This window comes from Microbacterium sp. K27 (assembly GCF_004794435.1).
GTDB lineage: Bacteria > Actinomycetota > Actinomycetes > Actinomycetales > Microbacteriaceae > Microbacterium > Microbacterium maritypicum_A.
Map to the genome: position 1 here is coordinate 123172 of NZ_SSDK01000044.1, position 24581 is coordinate 147752.

General features: G+C 68.7%; 28 protein-coding genes. 13 read left to right on the top strand and 15 right to left on the bottom strand.

The annotated features are described in order from the left end of the window. Window positions 1-8 precede the first annotated feature (8 nt). A complete protein-coding gene (locus DW307_RS15235; RefSeq protein WP_029260378.1) occupies window positions 9-1298 on the bottom strand; it encodes a DNA recombination protein RmuC in 1290 nt (429 codons plus the stop codon). A gap of 111 nt (window positions 1299-1409) precedes the next feature. Beyond that, the gene (locus tag DW307_RS15240; RefSeq protein ID WP_021199560.1) at window positions 1410-2012 is read right to left on the bottom strand and encodes an exonuclease domain-containing protein; all 603 of its coding nucleotides are present in this window, start codon (window positions 2010-2012) and stop codon (window positions 1410-1412) included. A 59-nt stretch (window positions 2013-2071) separates the two neighbouring features. On the opposite strand from DW307_RS15240, the gene DW307_RS15245 reads away from it, so the two are divergent. From DW307_RS15245 to DW307_RS15285, 9 genes are all read left to right on the top strand, one after another. Then, a complete protein-coding gene (locus tag DW307_RS15245; RefSeq protein WP_136025119.1) occupies window positions 2072-2812 on the top strand; it encodes a class I SAM-dependent methyltransferase in 741 nt (246 codons plus the stop codon). Window positions 2813-2862: 50 nt separating this feature from the next. Continuing rightward, the gene (gene ychF / locus DW307_RS15250; protein ID WP_136025120.1) at window positions 2863-3936 is read left to right on the top strand and encodes a redox-regulated ATPase YchF; all 1074 of its coding nucleotides are present in this window, start codon (window positions 2863-2865) and stop codon (window positions 3934-3936) included. 217 nt (window positions 3937-4153) lie between these two features. Further along, complete coding sequence (locus DW307_RS15255) at window positions 4154-4561, top strand: hypothetical protein (RefSeq protein ID WP_136025121.1); 408 nt, start codon at window positions 4154-4156, stop codon at window positions 4559-4561. 81 nt (window positions 4562-4642) lie between these two features. Next, window positions 4643-5512: a hypothetical protein gene (locus DW307_RS18310; protein WP_240750694.1), complete on the top strand. Its 870-nt coding sequence runs from the start codon at window positions 4643-4645 to the stop codon at window positions 5510-5512. A gap of 12 nt (window positions 5513-5524) precedes the next feature. Further along, window positions 5525-7186, top strand: coding sequence for an ABC-F family ATP-binding cassette domain-containing protein (locus tag DW307_RS15265; RefSeq protein ID WP_136025122.1), 1662 nt, complete (start codon window positions 5525-5527; stop codon window positions 7184-7186). Window positions 7187-7323: 137 nt separating this feature from the next. After that, window positions 7324-7590 (top strand): DUF4190 domain-containing protein, encoded by a 267-nt coding sequence (locus DW307_RS15270; RefSeq protein WP_029260371.1) that lies wholly within the window; start codon window positions 7324-7326, stop codon window positions 7588-7590. Between the two features lie 52 nt (window positions 7591-7642). Beyond that, entirely contained in the window at window positions 7643-8173 is a 531-nt protein-coding gene (locus DW307_RS15275) for a hypothetical protein (RefSeq protein ID WP_136025123.1), read from the top strand. A 69-nt stretch (window positions 8174-8242) separates the two neighbouring features. Then, complete coding sequence (locus tag DW307_RS15280) at window positions 8243-8731, top strand: hypothetical protein (RefSeq protein WP_136025124.1); 489 nt, start codon at window positions 8243-8245, stop codon at window positions 8729-8731. A 117-nt stretch (window positions 8732-8848) separates the two neighbouring features. Beyond that, window positions 8849-9424 (top strand): alpha/beta fold hydrolase, encoded by a 576-nt coding sequence (locus DW307_RS15285; RefSeq protein WP_021199569.1) that lies wholly within the window; start codon window positions 8849-8851, stop codon window positions 9422-9424. A gap of 39 nt (window positions 9425-9463) precedes the next feature. Here DW307_RS15285 and DW307_RS15290 read toward each other — a convergent pair whose 3' ends face one another. The 3 genes from DW307_RS15290 to DW307_RS15300 form a co-directional block, all read right to left on the bottom strand. After that, on the bottom strand, window positions 9464-9808 hold the full coding sequence (locus tag DW307_RS15290; protein WP_021199570.1) for a helix-turn-helix domain-containing protein: 345 nt from the start codon (window positions 9806-9808) through the stop codon (window positions 9464-9466). Window positions 9809-9915: 107 nt separating this feature from the next. Next, window positions 9916-10215 (bottom strand): hypothetical protein, encoded by a 300-nt coding sequence (locus tag DW307_RS15295; RefSeq protein ID WP_017828684.1) that lies wholly within the window; start codon window positions 10213-10215, stop codon window positions 9916-9918. A 107-nt stretch (window positions 10216-10322) separates the two neighbouring features. After that, complete coding sequence (locus tag DW307_RS15300; protein ID WP_446723839.1) at window positions 10323-10829, bottom strand: GNAT family N-acetyltransferase; 507 nt, start codon at window positions 10827-10829, stop codon at window positions 10323-10325. Window positions 10830-10953: 124 nt separating this feature from the next. Here DW307_RS15300 and DW307_RS15305 point away from each other — a divergent pair, with 124 nt between their 5' ends. Beyond that, window positions 10954-11496: a Dps family protein gene (locus DW307_RS15305; RefSeq protein WP_021199572.1), complete on the top strand. Its 543-nt coding sequence runs from the start codon at window positions 10954-10956 to the stop codon at window positions 11494-11496. A gap of 26 nt (window positions 11497-11522) precedes the next feature. Here DW307_RS15305 and DW307_RS15310 read toward each other — a convergent pair whose 3' ends face one another. Then, window positions 11523-12050 (bottom strand): DUF6328 family protein, encoded by a 528-nt coding sequence (locus DW307_RS15310; RefSeq protein ID WP_136025125.1) that lies wholly within the window; start codon window positions 12048-12050, stop codon window positions 11523-11525. A 69-nt stretch (window positions 12051-12119) separates the two neighbouring features. On the opposite strand from DW307_RS15310, the gene DW307_RS15315 reads away from it, so the two are divergent. Next, the gene (locus DW307_RS15315; RefSeq protein WP_021199574.1) at window positions 12120-12323 is read left to right on the top strand and encodes a hypothetical protein; all 204 of its coding nucleotides are present in this window, start codon (window positions 12120-12122) and stop codon (window positions 12321-12323) included. Between the two features lie 25 nt (window positions 12324-12348). On the opposite strand, the gene DW307_RS15320 is transcribed toward DW307_RS15315, so the two are convergent. After that, entirely contained in the window at window positions 12349-12942 is a 594-nt protein-coding gene (locus DW307_RS15320) for a 1-acyl-sn-glycerol-3-phosphate acyltransferase (RefSeq protein ID WP_029266684.1), read from the bottom strand. A gap of 95 nt (window positions 12943-13037) precedes the next feature. On the opposite strand from DW307_RS15320, the gene DW307_RS18165 reads away from it, so the two are divergent. Beyond that, window positions 13038-13184, top strand: a complete 147-nt coding sequence (locus tag DW307_RS18165; protein WP_168441045.1) for a hypothetical protein — start codon at window positions 13038-13040, stop codon at window positions 13182-13184. Between the two features lie 34 nt (window positions 13185-13218). Here the strand turns inward: DW307_RS18165 and DW307_RS15325 are convergent, their stop codons facing one another. Continuing rightward, the gene (locus DW307_RS15325; protein ID WP_021199577.1) at window positions 13219-14697 is read right to left on the bottom strand and encodes an MDR family MFS transporter; all 1479 of its coding nucleotides are present in this window, start codon (window positions 14695-14697) and stop codon (window positions 13219-13221) included. Between the two features lie 165 nt (window positions 14698-14862). Between DW307_RS15325 and DW307_RS15330 the strand changes: the two genes are divergently transcribed. Next, window positions 14863-16920: an ABC transporter ATP-binding protein gene (locus DW307_RS15330; protein WP_136025149.1), complete on the top strand. Its 2058-nt coding sequence runs from the start codon at window positions 14863-14865 to the stop codon at window positions 16918-16920. A gap of 57 nt (window positions 16921-16977) precedes the next feature. On the opposite strand, the gene DW307_RS15335 is transcribed toward DW307_RS15330, so the two are convergent. The 7 genes from DW307_RS15335 to DW307_RS15365 are packed head-to-tail and all read right to left on the bottom strand — an operon-like array spanning window position 16978 to window position 24347. Beyond that, window positions 16978-17751, bottom strand: coding sequence for an SDR family NAD(P)-dependent oxidoreductase (locus DW307_RS15335; protein ID WP_136025126.1), 774 nt, complete (start codon window positions 17749-17751; stop codon window positions 16978-16980). Window positions 17752-17783: 32 nt separating this feature from the next. Beyond that, a complete protein-coding gene (locus tag DW307_RS15340) occupies window positions 17784-18731 on the bottom strand; it encodes a glycosyltransferase family 2 protein (protein ID WP_136025127.1) in 948 nt (315 codons plus the stop codon). A gap of 22 nt (window positions 18732-18753) precedes the next feature. Next, the gene (locus DW307_RS15345; protein ID WP_136025150.1) at window positions 18754-19890 is read right to left on the bottom strand and encodes a cysteine desulfurase family protein; all 1137 of its coding nucleotides are present in this window, start codon (window positions 19888-19890) and stop codon (window positions 18754-18756) included. A 35-nt stretch (window positions 19891-19925) separates the two neighbouring features. After that, on the bottom strand, window positions 19926-20777 hold the full coding sequence (nadC, locus tag DW307_RS15350; protein WP_136025128.1) for a carboxylating nicotinate-nucleotide diphosphorylase: 852 nt from the start codon (window positions 20775-20777) through the stop codon (window positions 19926-19928). Then, the gene (gene nadB / locus DW307_RS15355; RefSeq protein ID WP_136025129.1) at window positions 20777-22300 is read right to left on the bottom strand and encodes an L-aspartate oxidase; all 1524 of its coding nucleotides are present in this window, start codon (window positions 22298-22300) and stop codon (window positions 20777-20779) included. Before nadB ends, nadC begins: the two co-directional genes overlap by 1 nt. Then, window positions 22297-23634, bottom strand: coding sequence for a quinolinate synthase NadA (gene nadA, locus DW307_RS15360; RefSeq protein ID WP_136025130.1), 1338 nt, complete (start codon window positions 23632-23634; stop codon window positions 22297-22299). Before nadA ends, nadB begins: the two co-directional genes overlap by 4 nt. After that, window positions 23631-24347, bottom strand: a complete 717-nt coding sequence (locus DW307_RS15365) for an NUDIX hydrolase (RefSeq protein ID WP_136025131.1) — start codon at window positions 24345-24347, stop codon at window positions 23631-23633. Before DW307_RS15365 ends, nadA begins: the two co-directional genes overlap by 4 nt. Window positions 24348-24581: the final 234 nt, after the last annotated feature.

Genomic DNA, 24581 nt, shown 5'->3' on the forward strand with positions numbered 1-24581 from the left:
CGCCCGCGTCATCCCTCGTCGAGTCGATGCCGCACGTCGCCGACGTCCGCACGGACCGTCTCGCCACGCGTGGCCTCGAGAGCATCGATCCCGCCGGTCTGCGACGCACCTGAGGCGGTGTCATCCGTCGTGATGAGCTCAGGGGCGGTGAATCTTCTCGCTGCGCCCACCGTGGTGGCAGATGCGGTCGCGAGCGCAGAGGCATCGACGCCTGGGAACTGGCGGGCGGTGACGAGCACGCGCGTCTCGAGTGAGCCGGCGAATCGGTTGTAGCTGTCGACGGTGCGCTCCAGCGCCCGACGCAGGTCGTCGGCATGCCCGGCGAGCGTACCCAGCCGGTCGTACAGCTGTGTGCCGAGGGCGAGCAGCGTGCGCGCCTCGGTCGACACCTCCTGCTGCGTCCAGGTGAAGGCGACGGTCTTCAGCACCGCCCAGAGGTTGACGGGGGAGGCGAGCGCCACCCGGCGGCTGAACGCATAGTCGAGCAGGGTCGGGTCCTCATCGATGGCGGCGGCCAGCAGCGACTCGCTCGGCAGGAAGCAGATCACGAACTCGGGACTGGCATCGAGCCCGGCCCAGTAGGCCTTCTTCGCCAGGGCGTCGATGTGCGCACGGACCGCCTTGACGTGCTTCTGCATCAGCGTGCGGCGTTGCGGCTCTCGCGCGTCGCCCCCGGGGAGAGCGGAGGCCTCGAGGTAGGCGTCGAGAGGGACCTTGGCGTCGACCGCGATCGAGCTGCCGCCGGCGAGGCGGATGACCATGTCGGGTCGCCCCTGACCGCGGTCGGAGGAGATCGTCGCCTGCAGGTCGAAGTCGATGTGACGGGTGAGCCCGGCAGCCTCCACCACGCGGCGCAGCTGGGTCTCTCCCCAGACACCGCGCGTGGCGGTGGAACGCAGAGCGCCGGCCAGCGATTCCGTCGTCGCCCGCAGCGCCTCGTCGGACTCCTGGGCACGACGCAGCTGCTCTTCGAGAGTGCCGAACTGGGCGTGCCTCTCCCGCTCGATGGCCGTGACCTTGGTCTGCATCTGCTGCAGACTCTCGCGGACCGGAGCCAGGGCCGTCAGCACGGCGTTCTGCTGCTGCACCCGCTGCGCTTCCGCACGCTGCTCGTTCCGCGCATGCTCGACGGCGTCGCGGTACAGGTCGTACTGCCGGTCGCGATCGTCACGCGCGGCCGCCAGCTCGGCCTGGGCACGCGCGAGGTCGGCTGCCCCGCGACCGGCACGGAGGAACCAGCCCACGGCGACACCCGCCGCGAGGGCGACGAGGAGGAGAACGACAGCCAGAGCATCCATGTGTTCATGATGCGGCCGGCATCCGACATTCCCGGGTCGCCGCGCACGGATGCCGTGTGACGCGCCGGCCGCGGTGCGGCGGTTCAGGCTCTGCGGTTCAGGCCCGGCGGTTTAGGCGACGGCGCGCTCCAGAACGGGCGCGACAGGTGCGACGGGGGCGGTCACGCGCAGGCTCAGGGCATCGGCGAGTGCGAACACGTCGGCCGCGCCGGCCCTCGCGGCCGCATCGATGACGATCTGCGCGCAGGCGCGGGCATCGGCGAGGGCGTCGTGGTGCGCGAACTCCTCGAATCCGGCAGCGGCGGCGGCGATCGGCAGGCGATACGAATCGAGTGTGTACGTCTTGCGGGCGACCTGCAGGCTGCACAGCGAGCGGTAGGGCGGGCAGAGCTGCCCGGTCGCCTCGGAGGCGCGACGCAGGACGTTGAGGTCGAAGCCCGCGTTGTGCGCCACGAGCACGTCGGCCCCGGCGAACGCGCACAGGCGATCGAATTGATCGACCCACGTGGCGGCCGACAGCACGTCCTCGGGCTGGATGCCGTGGATGCGGACGTTCCACTCCTGGAACTCGTCGTGCCCTGGCGGTGGCTGGATCAGCCATCCCGTGGTCGCGACGACTTCTCCGCCGCGTACGCGGACGAGACCGACGGAGCAGGCAGAGGCCGGACTGGAGTTCGCGGTTTCGAAGTCGATCGCAGTGAAATCCAGTGGCACATCCCCACTTTCCCCCGGCGGCTCGCAGAGGGGTCGGAGACTCGCCGTATGCTGGCGACATGGCTGAGGACATGGCGACGTCGTTCGGAGCGCAGGCCGGGGATTACGAGGCCGGACGGCCCGACTATCCGTTCGAGGCGGTGGCGTGGATGCTCGAGCGGATGCCCGCGGATTCCCGTCGCGTCGCCGATGTCGGCGCGGGAACGGGCAAGCTCACGCGCGTCCTCTCGCAGGCTCCCGACGCCGAGGTCGTCGCGGTCGACCCCGACGCGGAGATGCTTGCCACGCTCCGCGCTGCGGTTCCGGGGGTGCCCACCTTCGTCGGGTCCGCGGAGCAGCTGCCGCTTCCGGACGCGAGCGTCGACGCCGTCGTGTTGGGGCAAGCCTGGCACTGGGTGGATCCGGTCGCCGGCTCCGCGGAGATCGGGCGCACCGTACGCAGCGGGGGAGTGCTCGGCCTCATCTGGAACATCCGCGACGATCGTGTCGAGTGGGTCCGCAGGCTCACCGAGATCATGCACGGCAGTCACGCCGAGATCATGCTCGCCGAGGGCGATCCTGTCGTCGCCGCACCTTTCGGCCCGATCGAGCAGGAGCGGTGGGAATGGGTCCGCCCCGTCACCCGTGAAGTGCTGCACCGGATGGCGGCGTCGCGCAGCTACATCATCACCGCCCCTGACGAGGAGAAGGAGCGCATCCGCCGGGAGCTCGACGCCCTCTTCGATGAGCTCGACCTGCATGGCGATGCGACCATCGACCTTCCGTACGTGACCCGCGCGTACCGCGCCGTCCGCGACTGACGCACAGCCCCGCAGGATCGCCGGGCACCGGCCAGGTAGACTCGTGCCCCGTGGCTCTCACTATCGGCATCGTCGGCCTGCCCAACGTCGGCAAGTCCACCCTCTTCAACGCACTCACCAAGAACGACGTGCTCGCGGCGAACTATCCGTTCGCGACGATCGAGCCCAACGTCGGCGTGGTGAACCTGCCCGATCCGCGTCTGGAGAAGCTCGCGGAGATCTTCGGCAGCGAGCGGATCCTCCCCGCCGCCGTGTCGTTCGTCGACATCGCCGGCATCGTGCGCGGTGCGAGCGAGGGGGAGGGCCTGGGCAACAAGTTCCTGGCCAACATCCGTGAGGCCGACGCCATCGCGCAGGTCGTTCGCGGCTTCGCCGACGACGACGTCGTGCACGTCGACGGCACGGTCAACCCGGCATCCGACATGGAGACGATCAACGCCGAGCTCATGCTCGCCGACCTGGAGACCGTCGACAAGGCGATCGCCCGGTACGAGAAGGAAGTTCGCGGCAAGAAGATCGAGCCCGTCGTGCTCGAGACCGCGAATGCGGCGAAGGATGCGCTGGAGCGCGGCGTGCTGCTCTCGGTCGCCGGCATCGACCTGACGCCCATCCGCGAGCTGGGTCTGCTCACCGCGAAGCCCGTCATCTTCGTCTTCAACGTCGACGAGGCCGTGCTGACCGACGACGCGCGCAAGGCGGAGCTCGCCGCCCTCGTCGCCCCGGCGAAGGCCATCTTCCTCGACGCGAAGATCGAATCGGAACTGATCGACCTCGACCCGGAGGATGCGGCGGAACTGCTGGCTTCGACCGGCCAGGACGAGTCCGGCCTCGACCAGCTCGCCCGCATCGGGTTCGACACGCTCGGCCTGCAGACGTACCTCACGGCTGGGCCGAAGGAAGCTCGCGCCTGGACGATCCCCAAGGGGTCGAAGGCGCCTCAGGCGGCCGGTGTCATCCACACCGACTTCGAGAAGGGCTTCATCAAGGCCGAGATCGTCTCGTTCGAAGACCTGGTCGAGACCGGATCCGTCGTCGAGGCCCGCGCCAAGGGCAAGGCCCGCCTCGAAGGCAAGGACTACGTCATGCAGGATGGCGACGTGGTGGAGTTCCGCTTCAACAACTGAGCGAGACAACCTGAGAGGCGACGACGTCGTGGCGCTCTGCCTCAACAACCGAGGGCTGCGGTGATCCGCTCATGGGATCCCACGACGTTGTCGAGCTTTGCATCGGGAACGCCGCTGGTGGGCGGATGTCGGGCACTGATTCCGACCACAGCTGGGGGTAGCGGTGCGCGTGAGGCATAGACCGCGCTCTTGGGTTGGCCGCGTGGGGACATTCTCCATGAACACGGCGAGAGTGCTGTTCTTTCTCCTGATGGGCACCGTGGCGATCGTCGGCTTGTCCCTCGGGGTCGCCCTCTTGAACGCGGACGAGACCCGGTACTGGGGCACGTTCACTGAGGAATCCTGTACCGAGAAGACGCGTTTCGGTTGCAGAAGCGTCGGCACCTGGGTGAGTCACGACGGCACGGTCCAACTCGATGACGTCTACCTCGACGGTGCTCCGGACTCAGACGGGACGGCGGAGGCGCAGTATCATCCCTCGGGGATCGGCAACAGCGACGACGACAAGATCGTTCACACCTCCTTCGGAGTCGCTATCGAGCCGTTCGTCCCCGTCGGAATGATCGCGTTGGCGGGAGGCCTGTCCTATGTACAGTGGCGGAAATGGCGAGGGAGTTGGAAGTGAACACCTCTCCCGTTCCGTGGCGATGAGGAGCCGACGGCGCCGCGGCTGACAGGGTAGCTGGAAGTCCAGGATGAGGAACAGATGGCAGTAGTGACTCCGCTGGAGACACGGTCAACCGGCGGTGGACGGGCGACGAAAGGTGATCTCGCCGGCCGTGCCGTCCTCGCTATCCCCCTCGACGGAATCTGGGAGCTGCACCACAAGCCGTGGGACGAATCGCACGAGGGAGAGTGCGAGGATTCGTACTGGCCACCGGAGGCCGAGACTATCGCCGAGTGGTCGGAGTGGGGCATCGAATGGGTCGAGCCCGCGGAGCTGATCCCATTCGTCCGCACTCATTGGCCCGAGTTCGACCCCGAGAGCATCGCTGCGAAACGCCTCCCGGGGACGCATGAGCAGGTAGGCGAATCGACGCCGCCGTCGTTGCGACGCATGTTCCTCATCCGCATCTGCCTGATCATCGTCATCGTCGGGCTCGTGGTGAGCGGGGTCACCGCCTTCCCGCTCCGCGAGGAGTTGATGCTCGTACGCGACGTCCTGAACAACACAGGACTCAGCGCGGTCTTCGCCGACCTCGCGTTCTGGGTGCAACGGGTCGCTGAGGGGCTCGAGGTCACCGGGACCGACTATCCGTTCCTCGCCTACGGCACGGACTGGCTGGCGTTCGCCCACCTGGCCATCGCGGTCGCTCTCGTCGGGCCGCTCATCGATCCGGTCCGCAACGTCTGGGTGACCATCTGGGGTCTGATCATGTGCGCGGGCATCGTTCCGCTGGCACTCATCGCCGGGGCGATCAGGGGTCTTCCATTCGGCTGGCAGCTCATCGACATCTCCTTCGGCGTCCTCGCGGCCGTGCCGCTGACGATCGCGCTCGTGCTGACCCGCCGACTCGAGAGATCTCGTATCGGCGCTCGCGGAGAACCCGCGTCCGCGGCCCACCCGCACGGGTGACAGGATTGACGGATGACCGCAACACTCGTGGCCCAAGGGCTGGCCGGCGGGTATGGCCACCGCACCCTGTTCGATTCCCTCGACCTGACCGTCACCGCGGGTGACGTCGTCGGCCTCGTCGGGGCGAACGGGGCGGGGAAGTCGACCCTTCTGAAGCTGCTGGCCGGTGTCGACGAGCCCCAGGCCGGCACGATCCGGCTCTCACCGGCGGATGCCTTCGTCGGCTGGCTGCCGCAGGAGCACGAACGCATCGTCGGGGAGAGCGTCATCGACTACATCGGCCGTCGTACCGGTTGCGCGGCCGCGACCGAAGCCATGGATGCTGCCGCAGCGGCCCTGGGGGACCCGTCTCTCGCCGCTCCTGGCACCGATCCTGCCGACACCTACTCCGTCGCGCTGGACCGCTGGCTCGCGAGCGGTGCCGCCGACCTCGACGAGCGACTTCCGGTGGTGCTCGCCGACCTCGGACTCGACCTGGGCGACGACCTGGCCGCAGCGATGATGACCTCGCTGTCGGGCGGACAGGCCGCCCGCGTGGGGCTCGCCGCGCTGCTGCTCTCGCGCTTCGACATCGCGCTGCTGGATGAGCCGACCAACGACCTCGACCTCGACGGGATCGAGCGGCTGGAGGCCTTCGTGCGCGGACTCCGCGGCGGTGTCGTCGTGGTCAGCCACGACCGCGAGTTCCTCGCGCGCTGCGTGACCCGTGTGCTGGAACTCGATCTCGCGCAGAACAGCAACCGGGTGTTCGGCGGTGGCTACGACGCGTACCTGGAGGAGCGGGCCACGGTCCGGCGGCACCAGCGTGAGAAGTACGACGAGTTCGCAGACAAGAAGGCCGACCTCGTCGCTCGTGCCCGGACCCAGCGCGAGTGGTCGAGCCAGGGTGTGCGCAACGCGATGAAGAAGGCTCCGGACAACGACAAGATCAAACGCAAGGCGTCGGCCGAGTCGAGTGAGAAGCAGGCGCAGAAGGTGCGTCAGATGGAGAGCAGGATCGCCCGGCTCGAAGAGGTCGAGGAGCCGCGCAAGGAGTGGCAGCTCGAGTTCACCATCGGCTCGGCACCGCGCTCCAGCTCGGTCGTGTCGACGCTGAGCTCGGCCGTGTTCCGGCAGGGGAGCTTCCAGCTCGGACCCGTGTCGCTCCAGGTGAACGTGGGGGAGCGGATCGGCATCACCGGACCCAATGGCGCGGGGAAGTCGACGCTGCTGCGCGGGCTGCTCGGGCGGCAGCTTCCGGACGAGGGCACGGCGAGTCTCGGTGCGAGTGTGCAGATCGGCGAGATCGACCAGGCCCGCGCACTGCTCGTCGGCACGCAGCCCCTCGCCGTCGCCTTCGAGCAGCTCGTGCCGGAGATGGCATCCGGCGAAGTCCGTACCCTCCTCGCGAAGTTCGGGCTCAAGGCCGATCACGTGATGCGCGCTGTCGACGAACTGTCACCGGGGGAGCGCACGCGCGCAGGACTGGCCCTGCTGCAGGCGCGCGGCGTCAACCTGCTCGTGCTCGACGAGCCGACGAACCACCTCGACCTGCCCGCGATCGAGCAGCTCGAGCAGGCGCTCGAGTCCTACGAGGGCACCCTGCTGCTGGTCACCCACGACCGTCGGATGCTCGCGACCGTGCAGACCGACCGGCAGTGGCGGGTGGAGGCGGGGCAGGTCGTCGAGGTATGACGGTGTGGACGCCCGATGTTGCGGACGACCGTGGGAACCCGCCAGAATATCGCTCAGGATGCCGGACGGCGACGTCGTGGAGCTCCTCGCCATGAGCCACCAGCGCTCGGGGTGACGTCTACGATCAGAAGGCCTTCATGACCTCGCCCACCACAGCGCCGCGCACGAACATGCTGGCGCTCATCGGCTTCATCGCCGCATTCGTCATGCCTGTCGCGGGCGTCATCCTCGGAGTTTTCGCTCTGCGGCAGCTGCGGACCCCGGGCAACACCGAGTCCGGAGCCGGTCTCGCCCGGTGGGCGCTGGTGATCGGAGCGATCGGCACCGTGTTCTTCGTGTTGTTCTTCATCCTCTGGGCCACGCTGTTCTTCTCGGCTCTGAGCGGCCAGCCCATCGGTCGCTGATCAGAGGCCGATCATGAAGCCCAAGAAGGCACGGGCACGTCTGCTCCGGGCGATGACTGCCACGACGCTCGTGAGAGTGGAGCGGAAGCCGAAGTATGCCGACCATCTCGAAGGCTTCGTGCTGCGCGTGGGAGCGAAGTGGGCGTTGATGGCGCAGACGGTCGACGGCGGATACTTCGACGGCCTGATCGCCTTCCGGGTGCAGGATGCGCAGCGGATCACCGACGACGAGTCCGTGGCAGCGGCGTTCGCCAAGACGCTCCCCGAGTGGCCACCTACGTACACGCCTGAGGTCGACCTCGAGACGACAGCGGGTCTGATCAGAGAACTGGGTGGCAGCGACAATCTACTGGGCATCCAGAAGGAGACGGAACGTCGCGCGACGTGGATCGGGACCCTGGACACGATCACCGGTCGGTACGTGTATCTCCACGAGGTTCGCCCCGACGGCACGTGGCACCCCGCACCCCTCGGCTACAAATTGCGTGCGATCACGGCGGTGGAGGTCGGCAGGCGTTACTACTCGGCACTCTCGGTCGTCGCGGGGGAGAAGCCGCGGCGCGAGCATCTGACTTCGCGCTGAGCCATGCCACGACATCGCGGGTCTGAGGACCGTCCGGCCTCGGTAGACGGTGCAGACGTCGAAGCGGCAATGTCCCGGCGACGGTGGCGGGCCATCCACCGACCGCCCATCCGGCGCGGCGATCCAGTCATCGAGTTCGCGGAGTGGTCTCTGCCGGTCGCCTCCGTCATCATGCTCATTGCGAGCTTCGGAATAGCGAAGCGCGGACCGGTTCCCCGAGAGATATCGGCCATCGCGGTGATCGGGTGCGCAGCAGTCATCGTCCTGGTGATGTTCGTGCTCAGTATCCGCCTATTCGTGAAGCGCGGTATCCTCCCTTTCTCTCGCCGGGCGGCGCTCGCGCTCGCCGGCGTCTCGATCATCTCGCCTCTCGTGCTGTGGGCTCGCTACGAGGGAACGTTGGCGCCTCTGGTGATCACCGCATGCCTGCTGAACGGGCTGTGCCTCCTAGCTGGTGGACTCGCCTTTCTCGCGGGGCGCCGCCGCTCTCCGCGAGATTCGGGAGTCGAAGTCTCGGAGTCGCGTCTCGACGACGCCGCTGCCGGAACGTCTTGCTGACCGCCGGGTCGGGATACGCTGGAACATGGCGGCTTCGGCCGCGGTTCGGTCGCTGGCGTCCACCGTGGACGTTACGCCGGAGTTCCTGACCCTGACGGCACGAGGAGATTGACGCCGATGACCGACACCCAGATCTTCGAGCCCGACGGCCGCGCGATCCCCTTCGTCGACGAGGGCGACGGTCCCGTCAAGCTCGTCCTGATCCAGGAGCGCGATCTGGCGGCTGATGTTCTCGGCGTCGTCGCGCACTACCTCGCCGAGGAGGCGGGCTTCCACGTGCTGCGCATCGGTCATCGCGCCGAGGTCAAGCATGAAGAGGTCTCGCTGGAGGATCGGGTCGAAGACGTACTCGCCGTGATCGATCACGTCGGTCTGGGCGACACCTGGATCGGCGGCCATGGCTTCGGCGGTACCGTCGCACGGGCCTTCGCTCTGGCCCACGCCGATCGCGTGAACGGCCTGGCCCTGCTTGCTGTCGAAGAGAATGACATTCCGCTCGCGCCGGTGATGCCGATCCTGATCATCCAGGGCACGAAGGACATCGACGCTCCGTTCGCCAACGGTGAGCAGCTGCAGTCGACGGCGCCGGAGCGTGCGAGCGTGAAGAGCATCGACGGGGCCGATCACATGTTCCCGATGACGCACCCGATCGAGACCGCCGTGGTCATCGAGGAGTACCTCGACTGGGACTGAGCACCTCGCCCAGAGGCCCTCGCCGAGCGACGTGACCCGCTACCGACCCTGACGCTTCTTGTAGGGCTTCGGCTGCCCCTTCACCGCGGGCGTGCGGCCCTTGCCCTTCGATGCTTTGGCCTTTCCTCCGGCCGGGGCGGGCGCATTGCGCACCGGCTCCGGAGCCGCGGCGACCTCTGCCTTCGCTTCGACGAGGAGGAGTTCGCCGACAGGGGTGAGCCGGGTCGGGCCCTCGCGATGGACGATCGGATGACCGACCTCGGCTTCGAGCTTGTCGATCGACGTGTAGAGGGAAGCCAGCGGGATGCCGAGCTTCTCCGCCGCACGCGGGAAATGCAGTTCCTCCGCGAGGACGACGAAGCGGCGGAGCAGGGAGATCTTCACGGTGGCCTTTCCAGTGTTCGCACGGGTGTGCGAGCTTCTTCCAGGTTACGCGGTGCAGACAGACGGATGCCGCGACCCCATCGGCCGCGGCATCCGGAATCCTTCGGTCAGGCGACCTGAGGGGTGACGGCGAAGGACACGGAGCCTTCGTCGTCGACGCCGGCATCGAGGATCTTGTCGTCGAGTGCAGCGGCCGCCGACTCATCGAGGAACAGCCGGGTGCCGGCGACCTCCACGACCTGGTCCTGCGGCTCAGGGTCCGCGGCGACGAGCACGGCGAGGCGTGCACCGCCCTCGGGGCCCTGGGCCTCGGTGGAGTGGATGCGGAGCCCGGCATCCGGTGCGTCGGTCTGACGGCTGACAAGGGTCGTCACGATGGCGGAGGCGTTGTCGGTGAGGGTGAGCACGAGACTCTCCTTCCGGTTGGGGCATGCCACGGTCGCGGCATGTCCGGGCCACGATGCCGGACCTCGGAGATCGTCTCAACCCCCTTGTGCGGATTCGGAGGAGGCTCTTACCCTGCTCGCAGGTTCTTGCGCAGAAACACCTGCGCGGTGCCTTCGCCGTCGGGCACCCGCTCATGCTCCTCATAGCCGCACGACTCGTACAGGCGGATGTTCGCCTCGCTCAGGCTTCCGGTGAACAGCTCGGCGACGTCTGCGCCCGACGCCTTCTCGGCGCTCTCGAGCAGCAGCCTCCCGATTCCCTCGCCCTGCATATCGGGGGCGATCGCGATCCTGCCGATCAGGAGCAGACCGTCCTTCTCGACGTAGCGGATGGCACCGACGAGGCGCCCGTCGATGCGCGCCGTCAGCCCGGACTCGGACCGCAGCTCCGCCTCCAGCTCGGAGAGAGTCTGGGTCAGCGGAGGCATGTCGACGCTCCCGTAGATCGCAGCCTCCGAGACGAAGGCGGCGCGCTGCACGGTCAGCACCTCGCCGGCATCCTCGTCGCCGATCGGGGAGATCACGATCTCCGGCCGGTTTCTGCTCGGATCTTCGTTCACGGAGTCTTCGTTCACGGAGTCTGCTTTCACGTTGTCTGCGTCATTCACCCGAGCCACATTCCGGGTCGCCTCCCCACGGTGTCAACCCCCTCGCCGCGCGTCGCCGCCCCGGCTAGCGTCACCGGCAGGAGGTCCCACCATGGCTGAAAGCAAGACCACGAAGACCGGCGGCTCGACGAAGGGCGCGGCGAAGACGACCAGGCAGCAGAACGCGGAGAAGGGGTTCACCGCCTCGACGACGCTCGCGAACAACCTGCAGGCGGTGCTCGTCGACCTGCTTGATCTCGCGATCCAAGGGAAGCAGGCGCACTGGAACGTCGTCGGACGCAACTTCCGCGACACGCATCGTCAGCTCGACGAGATCATCGACGATGCACGGGCCTTCAGCGACACGATCGCGGAGCGCATGCGCGCACTGCACGCCGTGCCCGACGGGCGCAGCGCGACCATCGCGAAGACGACGTCGCTTCCCGAGTTCCCTGCGGGGGAGGTGTCGACGACGGAGACCATCGACCTGATCACCGAGCGCCTCGAGGCCGCGGTGGGAACGGTGCGCGACGTGCACGACGCCGTCGACGAAGAGGACCCGACCTCGGCCGACCTCCTGCACGCCATCATCGAGCGGCTCGAGCAGTTCGCGTGGATGGTCAGTGCGGAGAACCGGAGTCCGGCGGGTCGCTGAGCCCTCTCGCGTCCGCGGAGTCGCCGTCACTCGTCGGCGGCTCCGCGGACGAGAGGACGGCCCCGCATGACGCGGGGCAGCCCCACCCACAGGGATACCACCAGCACGACCGCTGCGACGAGAGCGATGATCCCCGCCGTACGGTCCACCGTGAAATCGACGATCAGGGTCGTCACGCCGATGGTCAGGGCACCGATGACGACCAGGTCGATACGGACGATCCGGGCGGCGATGCGGACGAGGTCGGGCTTGCGACGGCGGCCGAACAATGCACGATGCATCCCCACCGGCGCGAGTGCGAGGATGGTCGCCACCGCAGCGAGAGCGACGAGGACGACGTACAGATCTCGCTGGAGCTCGTCCATGTCGGTGAAACGCGGCTGGAAGGCGACGGCGAGGAGGAATCCGGTGAGGATCTGCGTACCGGTCTGCATGACGCGCAACTCCTGCAACAGCTCGTCCCAGTTGCGATCCGCGCGTTCATTCGCGGTCTCGTCGCGTCCGTCGGCACGGTCGTCGAGACCGTCCCCACGACCAGATGGTTCTGATGTCATGGTCTCAGTGTGGATTCCGCACTCCGGTGCTGTCCAGACGCGTGCACCTGCAGAACGAAAGAAGGCACGATGACGCTCCCGCCGATCCGCGACTGGTGGTCCGAACTCTCGGAAGACGGGCGCCGGGCGGTGCTCGACAGCAAGACCCCGCACCTGGAAGAGGAGGTGCGCGAGGAGATCCGCGTCATCACCGGCGCCGTGGTCGGGATGGTGGAGTCCCTGAGCGACGACGACCTCGAGTACGCCCGCTCGCACGCCGAGCACGAGGAATGACCTCCTGCGTGCACGGCTCGGCTGCTTACGCGTCGTCGGTCTCGGTCGTAGCCGCATCCTCTTCACGCAGCCGCGGTTCGGTGCGTCGTTCCGGGCGCACGCCGGCCTTGTCGGCGTAGAACGCGCGGATCCGGTCCATGTCCGACGCGACATCGCCGGTCAGGTCGATCGTCGGCCCGAGTCCCGTGGTCATGGTCGTCCGATCGACGAACCCGAGCGTCACCGGCATGCCTGTCTCTCGGGCGATCCGGTAGAAGCCCGATTTCCAGTACTCGTTGCCGCCGCGGGTGCCATCCGGAGTGACAACCAGGCCGAAGACCGTGCCGTCGTGGACCTGGCTCACGACGTCTCTCACCACGCGTGCCGGATCGGCGCGGTCGACGGGGATCCCACCGAGGCGACGCATGACCGGCCCTCGCCAGCCGTGGAAGAGGCTCTTCTTCCCCAGCCAGTGCACGTCGATATCGAGCTTCCAGGCGATGGCGAGCATCAGGACGAAATCCCAGTTCGACGTGTGGGGCGCGCCCACGAGCACGGTCGGGCGCGTCGGCGCGGCCTCGCTCACGAGCGTCCATCTGCTGAACGCCCAGAAGATGCGGGCGAGGAGTCGTGTGACCATGGATCAACCGTAGGGGAGAACAGCTGTCCGCCCGCTGTCGACGCCCACCGGGCAGGTTCGGCGCCACCGCCTCCGGGCGGGCGTACGATCGAGGGATGAAGAAAACGCAGCAGGACTCCGTGCAGCAGGAAGCGCCCGTCGGGCTGCAGCCGCTCCTGGACTCTCTGAATCTGCTCGAGGGCGATGCTGTCGGCTATTGCAGCAATGGCGTCTGCCAGTTCCCCGCCCCGAAGAGCGAGTAAGCGGCAGACGCCATCGCAGGCCGTCTACGGAGGGTCAGTGACCGCCGTGGAAACCCTCGCCGGCATCGTCCGCGGGCTTGCGGACGAACGGGCTGAGCGCCACCGCCGCGAGCGAGATGATCGCCGCGATGAGGAACGCCATGCGGGCGCCGGGAGCGCCGGCGACCGCGGTCGACAGCCCCTCCTGCTCGCCCGCGTGCAGGATCGAAGAGTACGTCACCAGCAGCAGCGCGACACCGGCCGCGCCGCCGACCTGCTGCAGCGTGTTCAGCACCGCAGAACCGTGCGAGTACAGCGATCGCTGGAGCGACCCGAGCGAGGCGGAGAACAGCGGCGTGAAAGACATCGCCAGGCCGACCGACATCGCCGCCTGCACGATGATGAGAACCCACCACACGGTGTGCTCGCCCACCGTCGAGTAGAAGAAGAGCGACGCCGAGACCAGGATCGTGCCGGGGATGAGCAGCGGACGCGTGCCGCGCGCATCGTAGACACGGCCCATGACGGGCCCGAGCAGCCCCATGAGCAGCGAGCCCGGAAGCAGGATCAGGCCGGACTGCAGCGGGTTGAGACCGGCGACGTTCTGCAGATACTGCGGAAGCAGCGTCAGCGTGCCGAACATCGACAGCGCCAGGATCGACATGATGATCACCGACAGCGTGAAGTTGCTGGAGCGGAACACGCGCAGATCGAGCAGCGCGTCGTCGACGCGCTGCAACACGAGCTGACGCCAGACGAACAGGCCGAGCGACACCGCGCCGACCACCAGCGAGATGATGCCGGCGGTCTCTCCCGATCCGCCCTCGCCGCCGAACTGGCTGAGTCCGAACACGATGCCGCCGAAGCCGAGCGCCGCGAGCGGGATCGACAGCACGTCGAGCGGCACGGCGCGGGTCTCACCCAGGTTCGTCATCCACTTGACGCCCATGAACAGGGCGATGAGGGAGATCGGGAGGATGATTCCGAAGAGCGCGCGCCAGCTGGCGAGTTCGAGCACCGCACCCGCGAGGGTCGGGCCGATGGCGGGAGCGAGCGAGATCACGAGGCCGACACGGCCCATCATGCGACCGCGGGACTGCGGCGGCACGACGTTCATGATCGTCGTCATGAGCAGCGGCATCATGATGCCGGTACCGGCCGCCTGGATCACACGGCCGACGAGCAGCACGGCGAAGCCGGGGGCGACGAGCGCCACGAGCGTGCCGAGCGAGAACGCGATCATCGCGGCGATGAAGACCTGACGCGTCGTGAACCGCTGCAGGATGAACCCGGTGGTCGGGATGACCACGGCCATGGTGAGCATGAAGGCGCTCGTGAGCCACTGGCCGAGCTCGGGCGGAATGCCCAGGTCGGTGTTCAGATGAGGGATCGCGATCCCCATCGTGGTCTCGTTGAGGATGGCGACGAAGGCGGCGACCAGTAGCAGCCAGATCACCCGCATGTCCTTGCGGGAGATCTCGCCCCCTGCCGCTGCGGGGGTCGTCGAGATGGAGCCGGTATCGACGGCAGACATGGGCGGCCTCCAGGGCGAAGAAGAAACGGAGTATCGCGAGAGTTCGCAAGAGTCACTCAGCGTAACGGCAGCCGCGGACATTTCATTCCGAATTCACAGATATCCGCCGACGGCGGAGGCGCGGGCCTCGGTGTCCCCGCACGTGAGTACGCTGGCGCCATGAGCATGGGCGGCGGCATGGGCGGTGGCCCGCGGGGTGGTGGCTTCCGCGGGGTCGACGAGAGCGCGCAGCGGAAGCTGAATGCCGAGGCCCCCCGGATCAACGGCCTCGGTGCGCGGGTCGTCTCGCTGTTCCGCGCGTATCGCTGGCGCATCTTCTCCACCGGCATCCTGGTGGTGGTCGGCGCCGCGATAGCCGTCGTGCCGCCGCTGATCGTGCAACGGATCTTCGACGATGCACTCTTCCCCGTCGCCGGGGGAGGGCCGCACCTCGAACTGCTGGCCTGGCTCGTCGCCGCCATGATCGGTCTCTTCCTGCTCTCCGCCGCTCTCGGAGTGGCCCAGACCTGGCTCACGGCAACGGTCGGCAACAGCGTCACCGGCGACCTGCGTGTGAAGCTGTTCGAGCACCTGCAGGCGATGGAACTCGGCTTCTTCACCCGCACCAAGACGGGCGTCATCCAGTCACGCCTGCAGAACGACGTGGGCGGCGTCTCCGGCGTGCTGACGAACACCGTCACCAGCATCCTGGGCAACGTCGTCACGGTGATCGCCTCGCTCGTCGCGATGATCCTGATCGACTGGCGTCTCACGCTCATCGCCGTGATCATGATGCCGTTCCTGATCTTCGTCCAGCGCAAGGTGGGCCAGGTGCGGGCACGTATCGCGGGAGAGACGCAGGAATCGCTGTCCGAGCTCACCTCGATCACGCAGGAGACGCTGAGCGTCTCGGGCATGCTGCTGTCGAAGGCCTTCAACCGCCAGCGCACCGAGTCGGAGCGCTACCAGGCGGAGAACCGCAACCAGGTGGTCCTCCAGGTGCGCCGGGCGATGAGCGGCCAGGGTTTCTTCGCCGTCGTGCAGGTGCTGATGGCCAGCGTTCCTGCCGTGATCTATCTCGTCTCCGGATACCTGATCGCCGGCGGCACCGGGGCGATCACCGCAGGAACCGTCGTCGCGTTCACCACGGTGCAGGCGCGGCTGCTCATGCCGTTGATGGGTCTGATGCGGGTGTCGCTCGATCTGCAGACGTCGTCGGCGCTGTTCGCGCGCATCTTCGAATACCTCGACCTCGTCCCGGAGATCCAGGATGCGCCCGACGCGATCACGGTCGACGACGCACCCGGGCCGCGAGGACGCCTGGAGTTCGCCGAGGTGGTGTTCCGCTACCCGGACGCGTCCTCCGACGCCCGTCCGACGCTCGACGGAGTGTCCTTCGTGGCGGAACCCGGCCAGCACGTCGCGTTCGTGGGCCCATCGGGCGCCGGCAAGACCACGATCCTGTATCTGGCTCCTCGCCTGTACGAGGCGAAGGGAGGAGCCGTGATGTTCGCCGGTGCCGACGTGCGCGCGCTCACGCAGGAGTCGATCATCGACAACGTCGGCATCGTGTCGCAGGAGACGTACCTCTTCCATGCCACGATCCGTGAGAACCTGCGCTACGCCAAGCCCGATGCGACCGAGGAAGAACTGATCGCCGCCTGCACCGCCGCGAACATCCACCACATCATCGCCGGCTTCGAGCAGGGCTACGACACCGTGGTGGGGGAGCGCGGCTACCGGCTCTCCGGTGGCGAGAAACAGCGCATCGCGATCGCCAGGGTGCTGCTGAAAGACCCTCCGGTGCTGCTCCTCGACGAGGCGACCTCGGCACTCGACACGGTCTCGGAGCGCGTGGTGCAGGAGGCGCTCGACGAGGCCGCGAAGGGGCGCACGACCCTCTCCATCGCCCACCGGCTCTCGACGGTGATGGGCGCGGACGTGATCCACGTTCTGGAGGCCGGGCGCATCGTCGAGTCGGGTTCGCACGTCGAACTGCTCGCCCGCGGCGGTCTGTATGCCGAGCTCGCGGCCGAGCAGGTAGCGGCGTCGCGCGTGCTCGAGACCGAGGCCGCCGTCGAGGAGGAAGTGACCGGGGGCGCCGTGGCACCCCTCGCCGATCGCCGCGCGGACAAGGCGCCCGCCGATTCCGTGGGGGCGGATGCGGTCGCGACCATCACCGCTGCGGTGCCGCTGCTCGCCGAGCCTCGACCGGACGAACGGGTCTACCCGCCTGAGCCCTGAGCCCTGAGCCCTGAGCCATGAGTACTGCACTCTGAGGAGGCGTCGTGCCACCGCGCGTCAGTGCACCGAGAGGCCGCCGTCGACGAACAGCGACTGGCCGGTGACGTAGGCCGAGCCGGCTCCGGCAAGGAACACCGCGGCTCCCGCGAAGTCGCTCGGCAGACCGTTGCGCCCGATCATCGTGCGCGCGGCGAGCTCCGCGACCTTCTCCGGGTCCTGCTGCAACCGGGCGTTCAGAGGGGTGAGCACGAAGCCGGGGACGAGCGTGTTGCTGGTGACGCCGGTTCCACCCCAGGCCTCGGCCTCGGAGCGCATGAGCGATTCCACCGCGCCTTTCGACGCGCCGTAGATGCCGCTGCCCACGAAGGCGCGGTGGGCCTGCTGGGAACTGATGTGAATGAGTCGACCGTATCCGCGTGCGGCCATGCCCTGCGCATAGCGCTGACCGAGCAGGAACGGCGCGAGGGCGTTGACCGTCATCGTCGCGTCCCAGTCGTCTTCGGTGATCTCCGCGAACGGCGGGCGGATGTTGATGCCGGCGGAGTTGACGAGAATGTCGGGCGCGCCGAACGGTGCGGTCGCTGCTTCGCCGACGGCGTGGATCCCGTCCCTCGTGCTGAGGTCGCCGATCACGCCGTGGGCGCGGCATCCGAGCGCGCGCAGCTCGTCGACCGTCTCGCGGATGCGATCCTCACCGCGCGCGACGATGACCGTCGACGCTCCGGCGCGAGCGAGTGCGGTGGCGATGCCCCGGCCGATCCCGGAGCTGCCGCCGGTGACGACGGCGGTGCGACCGTCGAGTGAGAACAGGGAGGAGAGGTAGTCGTTCATGTGTTCACCGTCAGGGGTTCGGAGGGTGGGGGTCACCACGCGAGCGCGGCGGCGATGGCGGGGTCGGGCGCGGCGTCGGCGAACTCGGGGAGGGCCCGCAGCTCCGAGATGAAGGCGTCGACCTCGGCGGCGTAGGTCGGGTCGGCATGGCTCTCGGCGATCTCGAGGAGCGAGGCGACGTCCATCGCGAGGATGAGTTCGATGCGAGCGATCACCGAGGCGCGGGCACCGGCCTCGTGCAGCACGTGGAGGCCGCCGCGGAGGGCCGCGAGGTAGTCGCGCAGCACCGGCAGCTGTGCCTTGCCCTGAGTGATCGAGGTGCCATCGGCGCGGAGCCGCCAGCGCACGACCACATCGGGGATCACATCGAACGCGCGTGCCCGGGTGTACATGAGCTGCGCGACCACCTGGTCTTCGTAGGCGACCCCCTCGGGGAAGCGCAGGTCGTGCCAGAACGAGGTGCGGCTCACCTTCGACCAGGCGACGATGTTCGAGACAGCCAGGGGGTGCGCGGCGAGGGTCGTGCCGAGCTGCTCCGGAGACGTGGCCGCGGCGACCCAGGGCTGCACGCGGCCGGCGACGTAGCCGTCACCGCGGACCCGCGAGCGTACGTAGGCGCCGGCGACGAAGTCGCTTCCGGTCCGGCCCAGTGTCTCCGTCATGCGGGCGAGGGCGTTCGGCAGCAGTTCGTCGTCGCCGTCGAGGAAACCGAGGTACGGGGTGTCGACGAGCTCCAGACCGACATTGCGCGCGGCGCCGAGACCGCGGGAGGCCCCGTGGCGGATCGTCGTGAAGCGGGGGTCTTCGGCTGCGGCGGCGTCGAAGATCGCTCCTGTGTCATCCGTCGAGCCGTCGTCGACGAGGATCGCCCGCCATCGTGACTCGGTCTGCGCGCGCAGCGAGTCGAGAGCGGCGGGGGCGAAGGCCGCGATGTCGCGTCCGGGGACGATCAGCGTCACGATCGGGGCGGAGGCAGTCACCTGCTGAGTCTATGACCGTGGCTCAGCCGTGGGCCGCGCGTACCGACTCGGCGACGAGCACAGCCAGCCGTTCGGGAGCATCCAAGGATAGAGCCGCGCGATCGAACGTGAAACGTACGGCGGTCTGCGCCACTTCGGGGGTCACACCGCAGGCGAGGAGCACGTGCGACGGCTCGTCGCTGCCCGCCGCGCATGCCGATCCGCTCGACGAGATGACCCCGCGGCGCTCCAGCTCGAGCAGAATCGACTCCCCGCTGGTGCCGGCGAACGTGAAGCTCGCCGTTCCGGGCAGACGGCCTCGGGAATCCCCGGTGAGCGTGGCTTCGGGGATGCTCGTGAGCACCCGGGCGATGAACCGCGCGGTCGCCGAGCCGACCTGCGCCGCAACCGTCTCGCGTTCCGTCTCGGCGAGTTCCAGCGCCGTCGCGAGTGCGACGGCGCCCGCGACGTTCTCGGTGCCGGAGCGTCTCCCGCGCTCCTGGCCGCCGCCGTGCAGCAGCGGCTCCACCGGCACGCGCCCACGGACGGCCAGGGCGCCGATGCCTTTGGGCGCCCCGAGCTTGTGCCCGGCGATCGACACCGCGTCTGCGCCGAGGTCATGCAGAGGGAGCCATCCCGCCGACTGCACGGCATCCAGATGCAGGGGGACGCGGGCGGCACGGGCGACGGCGGCGAGCGCCGACACATCCTGGACGGTGCCGATCTCGTTGTTGGCGTGGCCGATCGAGATCAGAGCGGAGTCGTCCCTGATCGCCGCAGCCAGGTCATCCGGGTCGATCCGTCCGCGCGAGTCCACGGGCAGGAGGGAGACCTCGATGGCGTGGAAGCGTCGTAGATAGTCGGCGGATCCGAGGATCGACTCGTGCTCGATCGGCGAGGTCACCAGATGCCGCCGCCCCGTCTCGAGAGCCGCGAGCATGATGCCCTTCACCGCGAGGTTGTTCGCTTCGGTGCCGCCGGCGGTGAACACGACGTCGCCCGTCCGCATCCCCAGCACGCGCGCCACCCGTGCACGGGCATCGTCGAGCGCGCCCGCCGCGGCCTCGCCGGCCGTGTGATGGCTCGACGGGTTTCCGAACACGCCGGAGAGGAACGGCCGCATCGCTTCGAGCACCTCCGGTCGTACCGGGGAGGTCGCGGCGTGATCGAGGTAGAGCATGCCGGTGCGGGGCAGGTCCGAGGGCGACATCGCGGTCAGTCGATCCGCAGATCCAGGCCCAGATCGAGGGCGCGCGCGGAGTGTGTCAGCGCCCCCACCGAGATCACGTCCACTCCGGTGCGGGCGATGTCGCCGACCGTGTCGAGGTTCACGCCTCCCGAGGCCTCGACCGTGGCACGGCCGGAGATGAGGGCCACCCCCGCGCGCAGGTCGTCGAGCGAGAAGTTGTCGAGCAGCACGGTGTGGGCACCGCCGTCGAGGACGGCGGGGATCTGGTCGAGCCGGTCGACCTCGACGACGACGTGGGTCGTGTGCGGGAGGCGGGACAGCGCCTCGCGGAGCGCCGTCGCGAGGTCGAGCCCCGAACGCGTGAGCACGGCCAGGTGGTTGTCCTTCGCCATCACGGCATCCGACAGCGAGTACCGGTGGTTGTGTCCGCCGCCCGATTCGACCGCATGCCGTTCGAACGCCCGCAGTCCCGGCGTGGTCTTGCGGGTGTCGGCGATGCGAGCACCAGTGTCCTCGATCGCGGCGACGTACGCGGCGGTGAGGGTGGCGATACCGCTCATCCGCTGCGTGAAGTTCAGGCCGACGCGCTCTGCGGTGAGCACACTGCGGGCCGACCCCGAGACCGAGGCGAGCACGTCGCCCGCGGCGAACTCGTCGCCGTCACCGACGTGCAGGTCGATGTCGAGAGTCGCATCGGTGAGCCGGAACGCGGCGGCGAAGACCTCTCCACCACTGAAGACTCCGGGTTCCCGGGCGACGAGATCGGCGGTCGCGGTGGCATCCGCTGGCAGCAGCGTGGTACTGGTGACGTCCCCCCAGGGCGCGTCTTCTTCGAGGGCCGCGCCGACGACGCGGTTCATGGTGGCGGTGGTCAGCATCAGACGGGCTCCAGGATCGATGAGGGGAGGCGAGAAGAGGCATCGGCGGCGGGTTCGGGCGCATCGACACGATGGTGGGCGCCGACGGATACCGTGCGGGCGAGCGCTGCGGTGGCCGTCGCCTGCGCGAGCAGCAGCAGATTCGCGTCTTCGCGCGCCGACACGGTCGTCGGCGCCGAGCTCTCCGCGGTCCAGGTCTGCAGGACGTCGAGCGCGCGGGAGAGACCGTCTCTGTTCCGCAGCAGTCCGACGTCTTCCCACATCAGCCGCTGCAGCGAGGCGCGGCTGAACGCGGGGGCGATCGCACCGCGGCTCCCTTCCGCACGGGGGCGGGCCTGAGGGGAGCCGTGCGCGACATCCGCCCAGGGTCTCGTCAACGCCGCCGCCGCACGGGCCCCGAACACCGCGCCTTCGAGCAGCGAGTTCGACGCCAGACGATTTGCCCCGTGCACCCCGGTGCGTGCCACCTCTCCCGCGGCGAAGAGGCCGGGCACGGTGGTGCGGCCGTCGAGGTCGGTGACCACGCCACCCATCAGGTAGTGCGCGGCCGGCGTCACGGGGATCGGTTCGCGGGCCCAGTCGAAGCCGCGTTCTCTGGTCACCCGATCGATCGTGGGGAACCTCCGCGCGAGGGTCTCGGCACCGAGCATCGTGGCGTCGAGCCTGACCGGGGCGGCCTGAGCCGTGGCGCGGCGTGCGATCGCTCGCGCCACCACGTCGCGCGGTGCGAGCTCGCCGTCGGGGTGGCTGTCGAACACGAACCGGCGGGCGTCGTCGTCGATCAGGGTCGCGCCCTCGCCGCGCACCGCCTCGGAGATGAGGAACGCGGGGCCCTTCGCCAGGATTGTCGGATGGAACTGGACGAACTCCAGGTCGGCGACCGCAGCGCCCGCCCGTATCGCGGCGGCGATGCCGTCTCCGGTCGTCCCCGCGGCGTTCGTCGTGTGCGCGTAGAGGTGGCCGGCGCCGCCGGTGGCGAGGATGACGGCATCGGCGGGGATCTCGGAGACCTCACCGTCGAGGAGGATCCGGATTCCGCGCACGGCGCCTTCCTGCCTCAGCAGGTCGACCAGGAAGGCATGTTCGACGAGGGGGATGTCCGTCCGCCGCACGGACGCGACGAGCGCCGCGGAGATCGCCGCGCCCGTGGCGTCACCTCCCGCGTGCACGATGCGGGCGTGGCGGTGGGCCGCCTCACGCCCGAGCAGCAGAGTGCCGTCCACCGCACGATCGAAGCCGACACCGCGTGCGATCAGCTCGGCGATCCGTGCCGCTCCGTCCGTGACCAGCACCTGCACGGCGTCCCGGTCCGACAGCCCGGCACCGGCGTCTCGGGTGTCGGCGGCGTGCAGTGCGGCGGAGTCGTCCGGACCGTAGATCCCGGCGACGCCACCCTGAGCGAGCCCGGTGCAGCCGTCTCCGAGGTCGCGCTTGGTGACGATCGTCACGTCGTGTCCGGCCTCGTGCGCATGAAGCGCCGCGGTGAGTCCCGCAATGCCCGACCCGACGACGATGACGTTCATCGTGCGCCCGCGACCACCGGAGGCCTCGCCGCGAGCATCCGCTCCAGCGCCACACGCGCGGGGTCGGCCACATCGTCGGAGACGGTGATCCGGTTCGGCGTGCGGCCGGCCACCAGCTCCTCCAGAACCCAGGCCAGGTATCCGGGGTGGATGCGGTACATCGTCGAGCAGGGGCACACCACCGGGTCGAGGCAGAAGACCTCGTGCTGCGGGTACTGGGCGGCGAGCCGGCGGACGAGGTTGATCTCCGTGCCGATCGCGAATGTGGTCGGCTCGGTGGCCGTGTCGATCGCCCGGCGGATGTACTCGGTCGAACCGGCCTCATCCGCGGCGTCGACGACCTCCATCGGGCACTCGGGGTGCACGATCACGCGCACGCCGGGGTGCTCGGCACGGGCCTGATCGATCTGGCCGACGGTGAAGCGCCGGTGCACCGAGCAGAAGCCGTGCCACAGGACCACGCGCGAGTCGAGCAGCTCTGCGGCGGAGGATCCGCCGAGCGCTCGCCGTGGGTTCCACATCGGCATCTGCTCGAGCGGCACGCCCATCGCCTTCGCGGTGTTCCGACCCAGGTGCTGGTCGGGGAAGAACAGCACGCGGCGCCCACGCTCGAAAGCCCACTCGAGCACGGTCTCAGCGTTGGACGAGGTGCAGACGATCCCGCCGTGCCGTCCGACGAAGCCCTTGATCGCCGCCGAGGAGTTCATGTATGTCACCGGGATCACCGGCACGCGGCCGTCGGCGTCGACGGCGTCGAGGTCGCCGAGCACGTCTTCGAGCTGTTCCCAGCAGTCCTCGACCTGGTCGATGTCGGCCATGTCCGCCATCGAGCATCCGGCGGCGAGGTTGGGCAGGATCACCGCCTGGTCGGGCTGCGAGAGCAGATCGGCGGTCTCGGCCATGAAGTGCACGCCGCAGAACACGATGGCTTCGGCATCCGTCCGTCCCTTGGCCGCGGTCGCGAGCTGGAACGAGTCGCCGACGTAGTCCGCATGCTGCACGACCTCCTCGCGCTGGTAGAAATGGCCCAGGATCACGACGCGGTCGCCGAGGGTGGCCTTCGCGGCGCGGATCCGTCTGTCGAGCTCCTCCTCCGTCGCCTCGCGGTACTCGGTCGGCAGCTCTCCCTGACGCGGCGCCCCCGTCGGGATCACGTCGCCCATGGAAGAGCCGGGTCCGTAGCCCGGTCGCGCGTCGAAGTCCCACGGACCGGCGGCGAGGTCGGTGGTGCATGTGGCGTCGGTCGACGCGCCGCTGACGATGGCCTGGATCGCATGGTCGACCGAGGCGTCCAGCGGCGGGACGGCCGGCGCGGGGACGAAGGTGATACTCATCGGGTGCTCGTTTCTTCGGGACCGAGCGGGCCGCGATCGGCCAGCTCTACGTCGGTGTTGTCGCGGTACAGACGTGCAGGTCGGTGGCTTCCGGTGCGGAACCGGTCGGTGGGGAGCAGGTTGCCCGCGGCCTCCACCTGACGCCGGAAATTGGCGGGGTCGAGGGTGCGGCCGAGAATCGCCTCGTAGGCTTCGCGCAGCTCGGCGAGGGTGAACTCCGCAGGAAGGAATCCCTGGGCGACGCGGCTGTAGCCGACCTTGTTGCGCAGACGCCACAGCGCGTACTCGATGATCTTCGCGTGGTCGAAGGCCAGCTGCGGCAGCTCGTCGATGTCGAACCACTCCACGTTCTCGGGGGCGTGACCGGACGCGCGATGCGCCGCGCTCTGCGCTGTCACATCGTCCTGTCGCAGCAGCGCCCAGTAGACGATCGACACGACCCGGGTGGGGGAGCGGTCGACGGCGCCGAAGGCGTAGAGCTGCTCGAGGTAGCTGGGGGAGAGTCCTGTGGTCTCGGCCAGGGTGCGTGCCGAGGCGTCGACGGGCGATTCGGTCGGGGTGAGCCAGCCGCCGGGGAGAGCCCATTGATCGGCGTACGGCTCGCGGGTGCGCCGCACGAGGGGCAGCGCGAGGACCGCGCGTCCGTCGTCCGTGCGACGCAACGTCAGGATGACCGTCGAGACGGCGACCCGGATGTCGCTAGTTTGAGTCATGGACACCTTAACCTCCGAGACCGATCTTAGTGTCATTCGGACACTTAGTGGGCGCAGATGACGGCGGTTCGCGTCGAGTCCGAAACGTTATCTCGTGGGCGCAGGGAAGCTTGTTCGGCGGGGCGGGGTTTGTTAGGTTACTGTCCTAACAAACCCCTTCGGGAGGAGCCGACCGGCTGCCTCCCAGGGCCCAGGAACCCCACCTCCGGGGTTCTGCTCCATCCGGAGCGATCC

What these genes read in the sequence shown, in the direction of transcription:
- DW307_RS15285 (WP_021199569.1), top strand. Translation starts at nt 8,849, where the DNA reads ATGACCGACACCCAGATCTTCGAGCCCGACGGCCGCGCGATCCCCTTC.
- nadA (WP_136025130.1), bottom strand. Translation starts at nt 23,634, where the DNA reads ATGAGTATCACCTTCGTCCCCGCGCCGGCCGTCCCGCCGCTGGACGCC.
- DW307_RS15265 (WP_136025122.1), top strand. Translation starts at nt 5,525, where the DNA reads ATGACCGCAACACTCGTGGCCCAAGGGCTGGCCGGCGGGTATGGCCAC.
- DW307_RS15345 (WP_136025150.1), bottom strand. Translation starts at nt 19,890, where the DNA reads ATGCTCTACCTCGATCACGCCGCGACCTCCCCGGTACGACCGGAGGTG.
- DW307_RS15315 (WP_021199574.1), top strand. Translation starts at nt 12,120, where the DNA reads ATGACGCTCCCGCCGATCCGCGACTGGTGGTCCGAACTCTCGGAAGAC.
- nadB (WP_136025129.1), bottom strand. Translation starts at nt 22,300, where the DNA reads ATGAACGTCATCGTCGTCGGGTCGGGCATTGCGGGACTCACCGCGGCG.
- DW307_RS15330 (WP_136025149.1), top strand. Translation starts at nt 14,863, where the DNA reads ATGGGCGGCGGCATGGGCGGTGGCCCGCGGGGTGGTGGCTTCCGCGGG.
- DW307_RS15275 (WP_136025123.1), top strand. Translation starts at nt 7,643, where the DNA reads ATGACTGCCACGACGCTCGTGAGAGTGGAGCGGAAGCCGAAGTATGCC.
- DW307_RS18165 (WP_168441045.1), top strand. Translation starts at nt 13,038, where the DNA reads ATGAAGAAAACGCAGCAGGACTCCGTGCAGCAGGAAGCGCCCGTCGGG.
- DW307_RS15365 (WP_136025131.1), bottom strand. Translation starts at nt 24,347, where the DNA reads ATGACTCAAACTAGCGACATCCGGGTCGCCGTCTCGACGGTCATCCTG.
- DW307_RS15305 (WP_021199572.1), top strand. Translation starts at nt 10,954, where the DNA reads ATGGCTGAAAGCAAGACCACGAAGACCGGCGGCTCGACGAAGGGCGCG.
- DW307_RS15320 (WP_029266684.1), bottom strand. Translation starts at nt 12,942, where the DNA reads ATGGTCACACGACTCCTCGCCCGCATCTTCTGGGCGTTCAGCAGATGG.
- DW307_RS15325 (WP_021199577.1), bottom strand. Translation starts at nt 14,697, where the DNA reads ATGTCTGCCGTCGATACCGGCTCCATCTCGACGACCCCCGCAGCGGCA.
- DW307_RS15235 (WP_029260378.1), bottom strand. Translation starts at nt 1,298, where the DNA reads ATGGATGCTCTGGCTGTCGTTCTCCTCCTCGTCGCCCTCGCGGCGGGT.
- DW307_RS15255 (WP_136025121.1), top strand. Translation starts at nt 4,154, where the DNA reads ATGAACACGGCGAGAGTGCTGTTCTTTCTCCTGATGGGCACCGTGGCG.
- DW307_RS15270 (WP_029260371.1), top strand. Translation starts at nt 7,324, where the DNA reads ATGACCTCGCCCACCACAGCGCCGCGCACGAACATGCTGGCGCTCATC.
- DW307_RS15335 (WP_136025126.1), bottom strand. Translation starts at nt 17,751, where the DNA reads ATGAACGACTACCTCTCCTCCCTGTTCTCACTCGACGGTCGCACCGCC.
- DW307_RS18310 (WP_240750694.1), top strand. Translation starts at nt 4,643, where the DNA reads ATGGCAGTAGTGACTCCGCTGGAGACACGGTCAACCGGCGGTGGACGG.
- DW307_RS15245 (WP_136025119.1), top strand. Translation starts at nt 2,072, where the DNA reads ATGGCTGAGGACATGGCGACGTCGTTCGGAGCGCAGGCCGGGGATTAC.
- nadC (WP_136025128.1), bottom strand. Translation starts at nt 20,777, where the DNA reads ATGCTGACCACCGCCACCATGAACCGCGTCGTCGGCGCGGCCCTCGAA.
- DW307_RS15280 (WP_136025124.1), top strand. Translation starts at nt 8,243, where the DNA reads ATGTCCCGGCGACGGTGGCGGGCCATCCACCGACCGCCCATCCGGCGC.
- DW307_RS15310 (WP_136025125.1), bottom strand. Translation starts at nt 12,050, where the DNA reads ATGACATCAGAACCATCTGGTCGTGGGGACGGTCTCGACGACCGTGCC.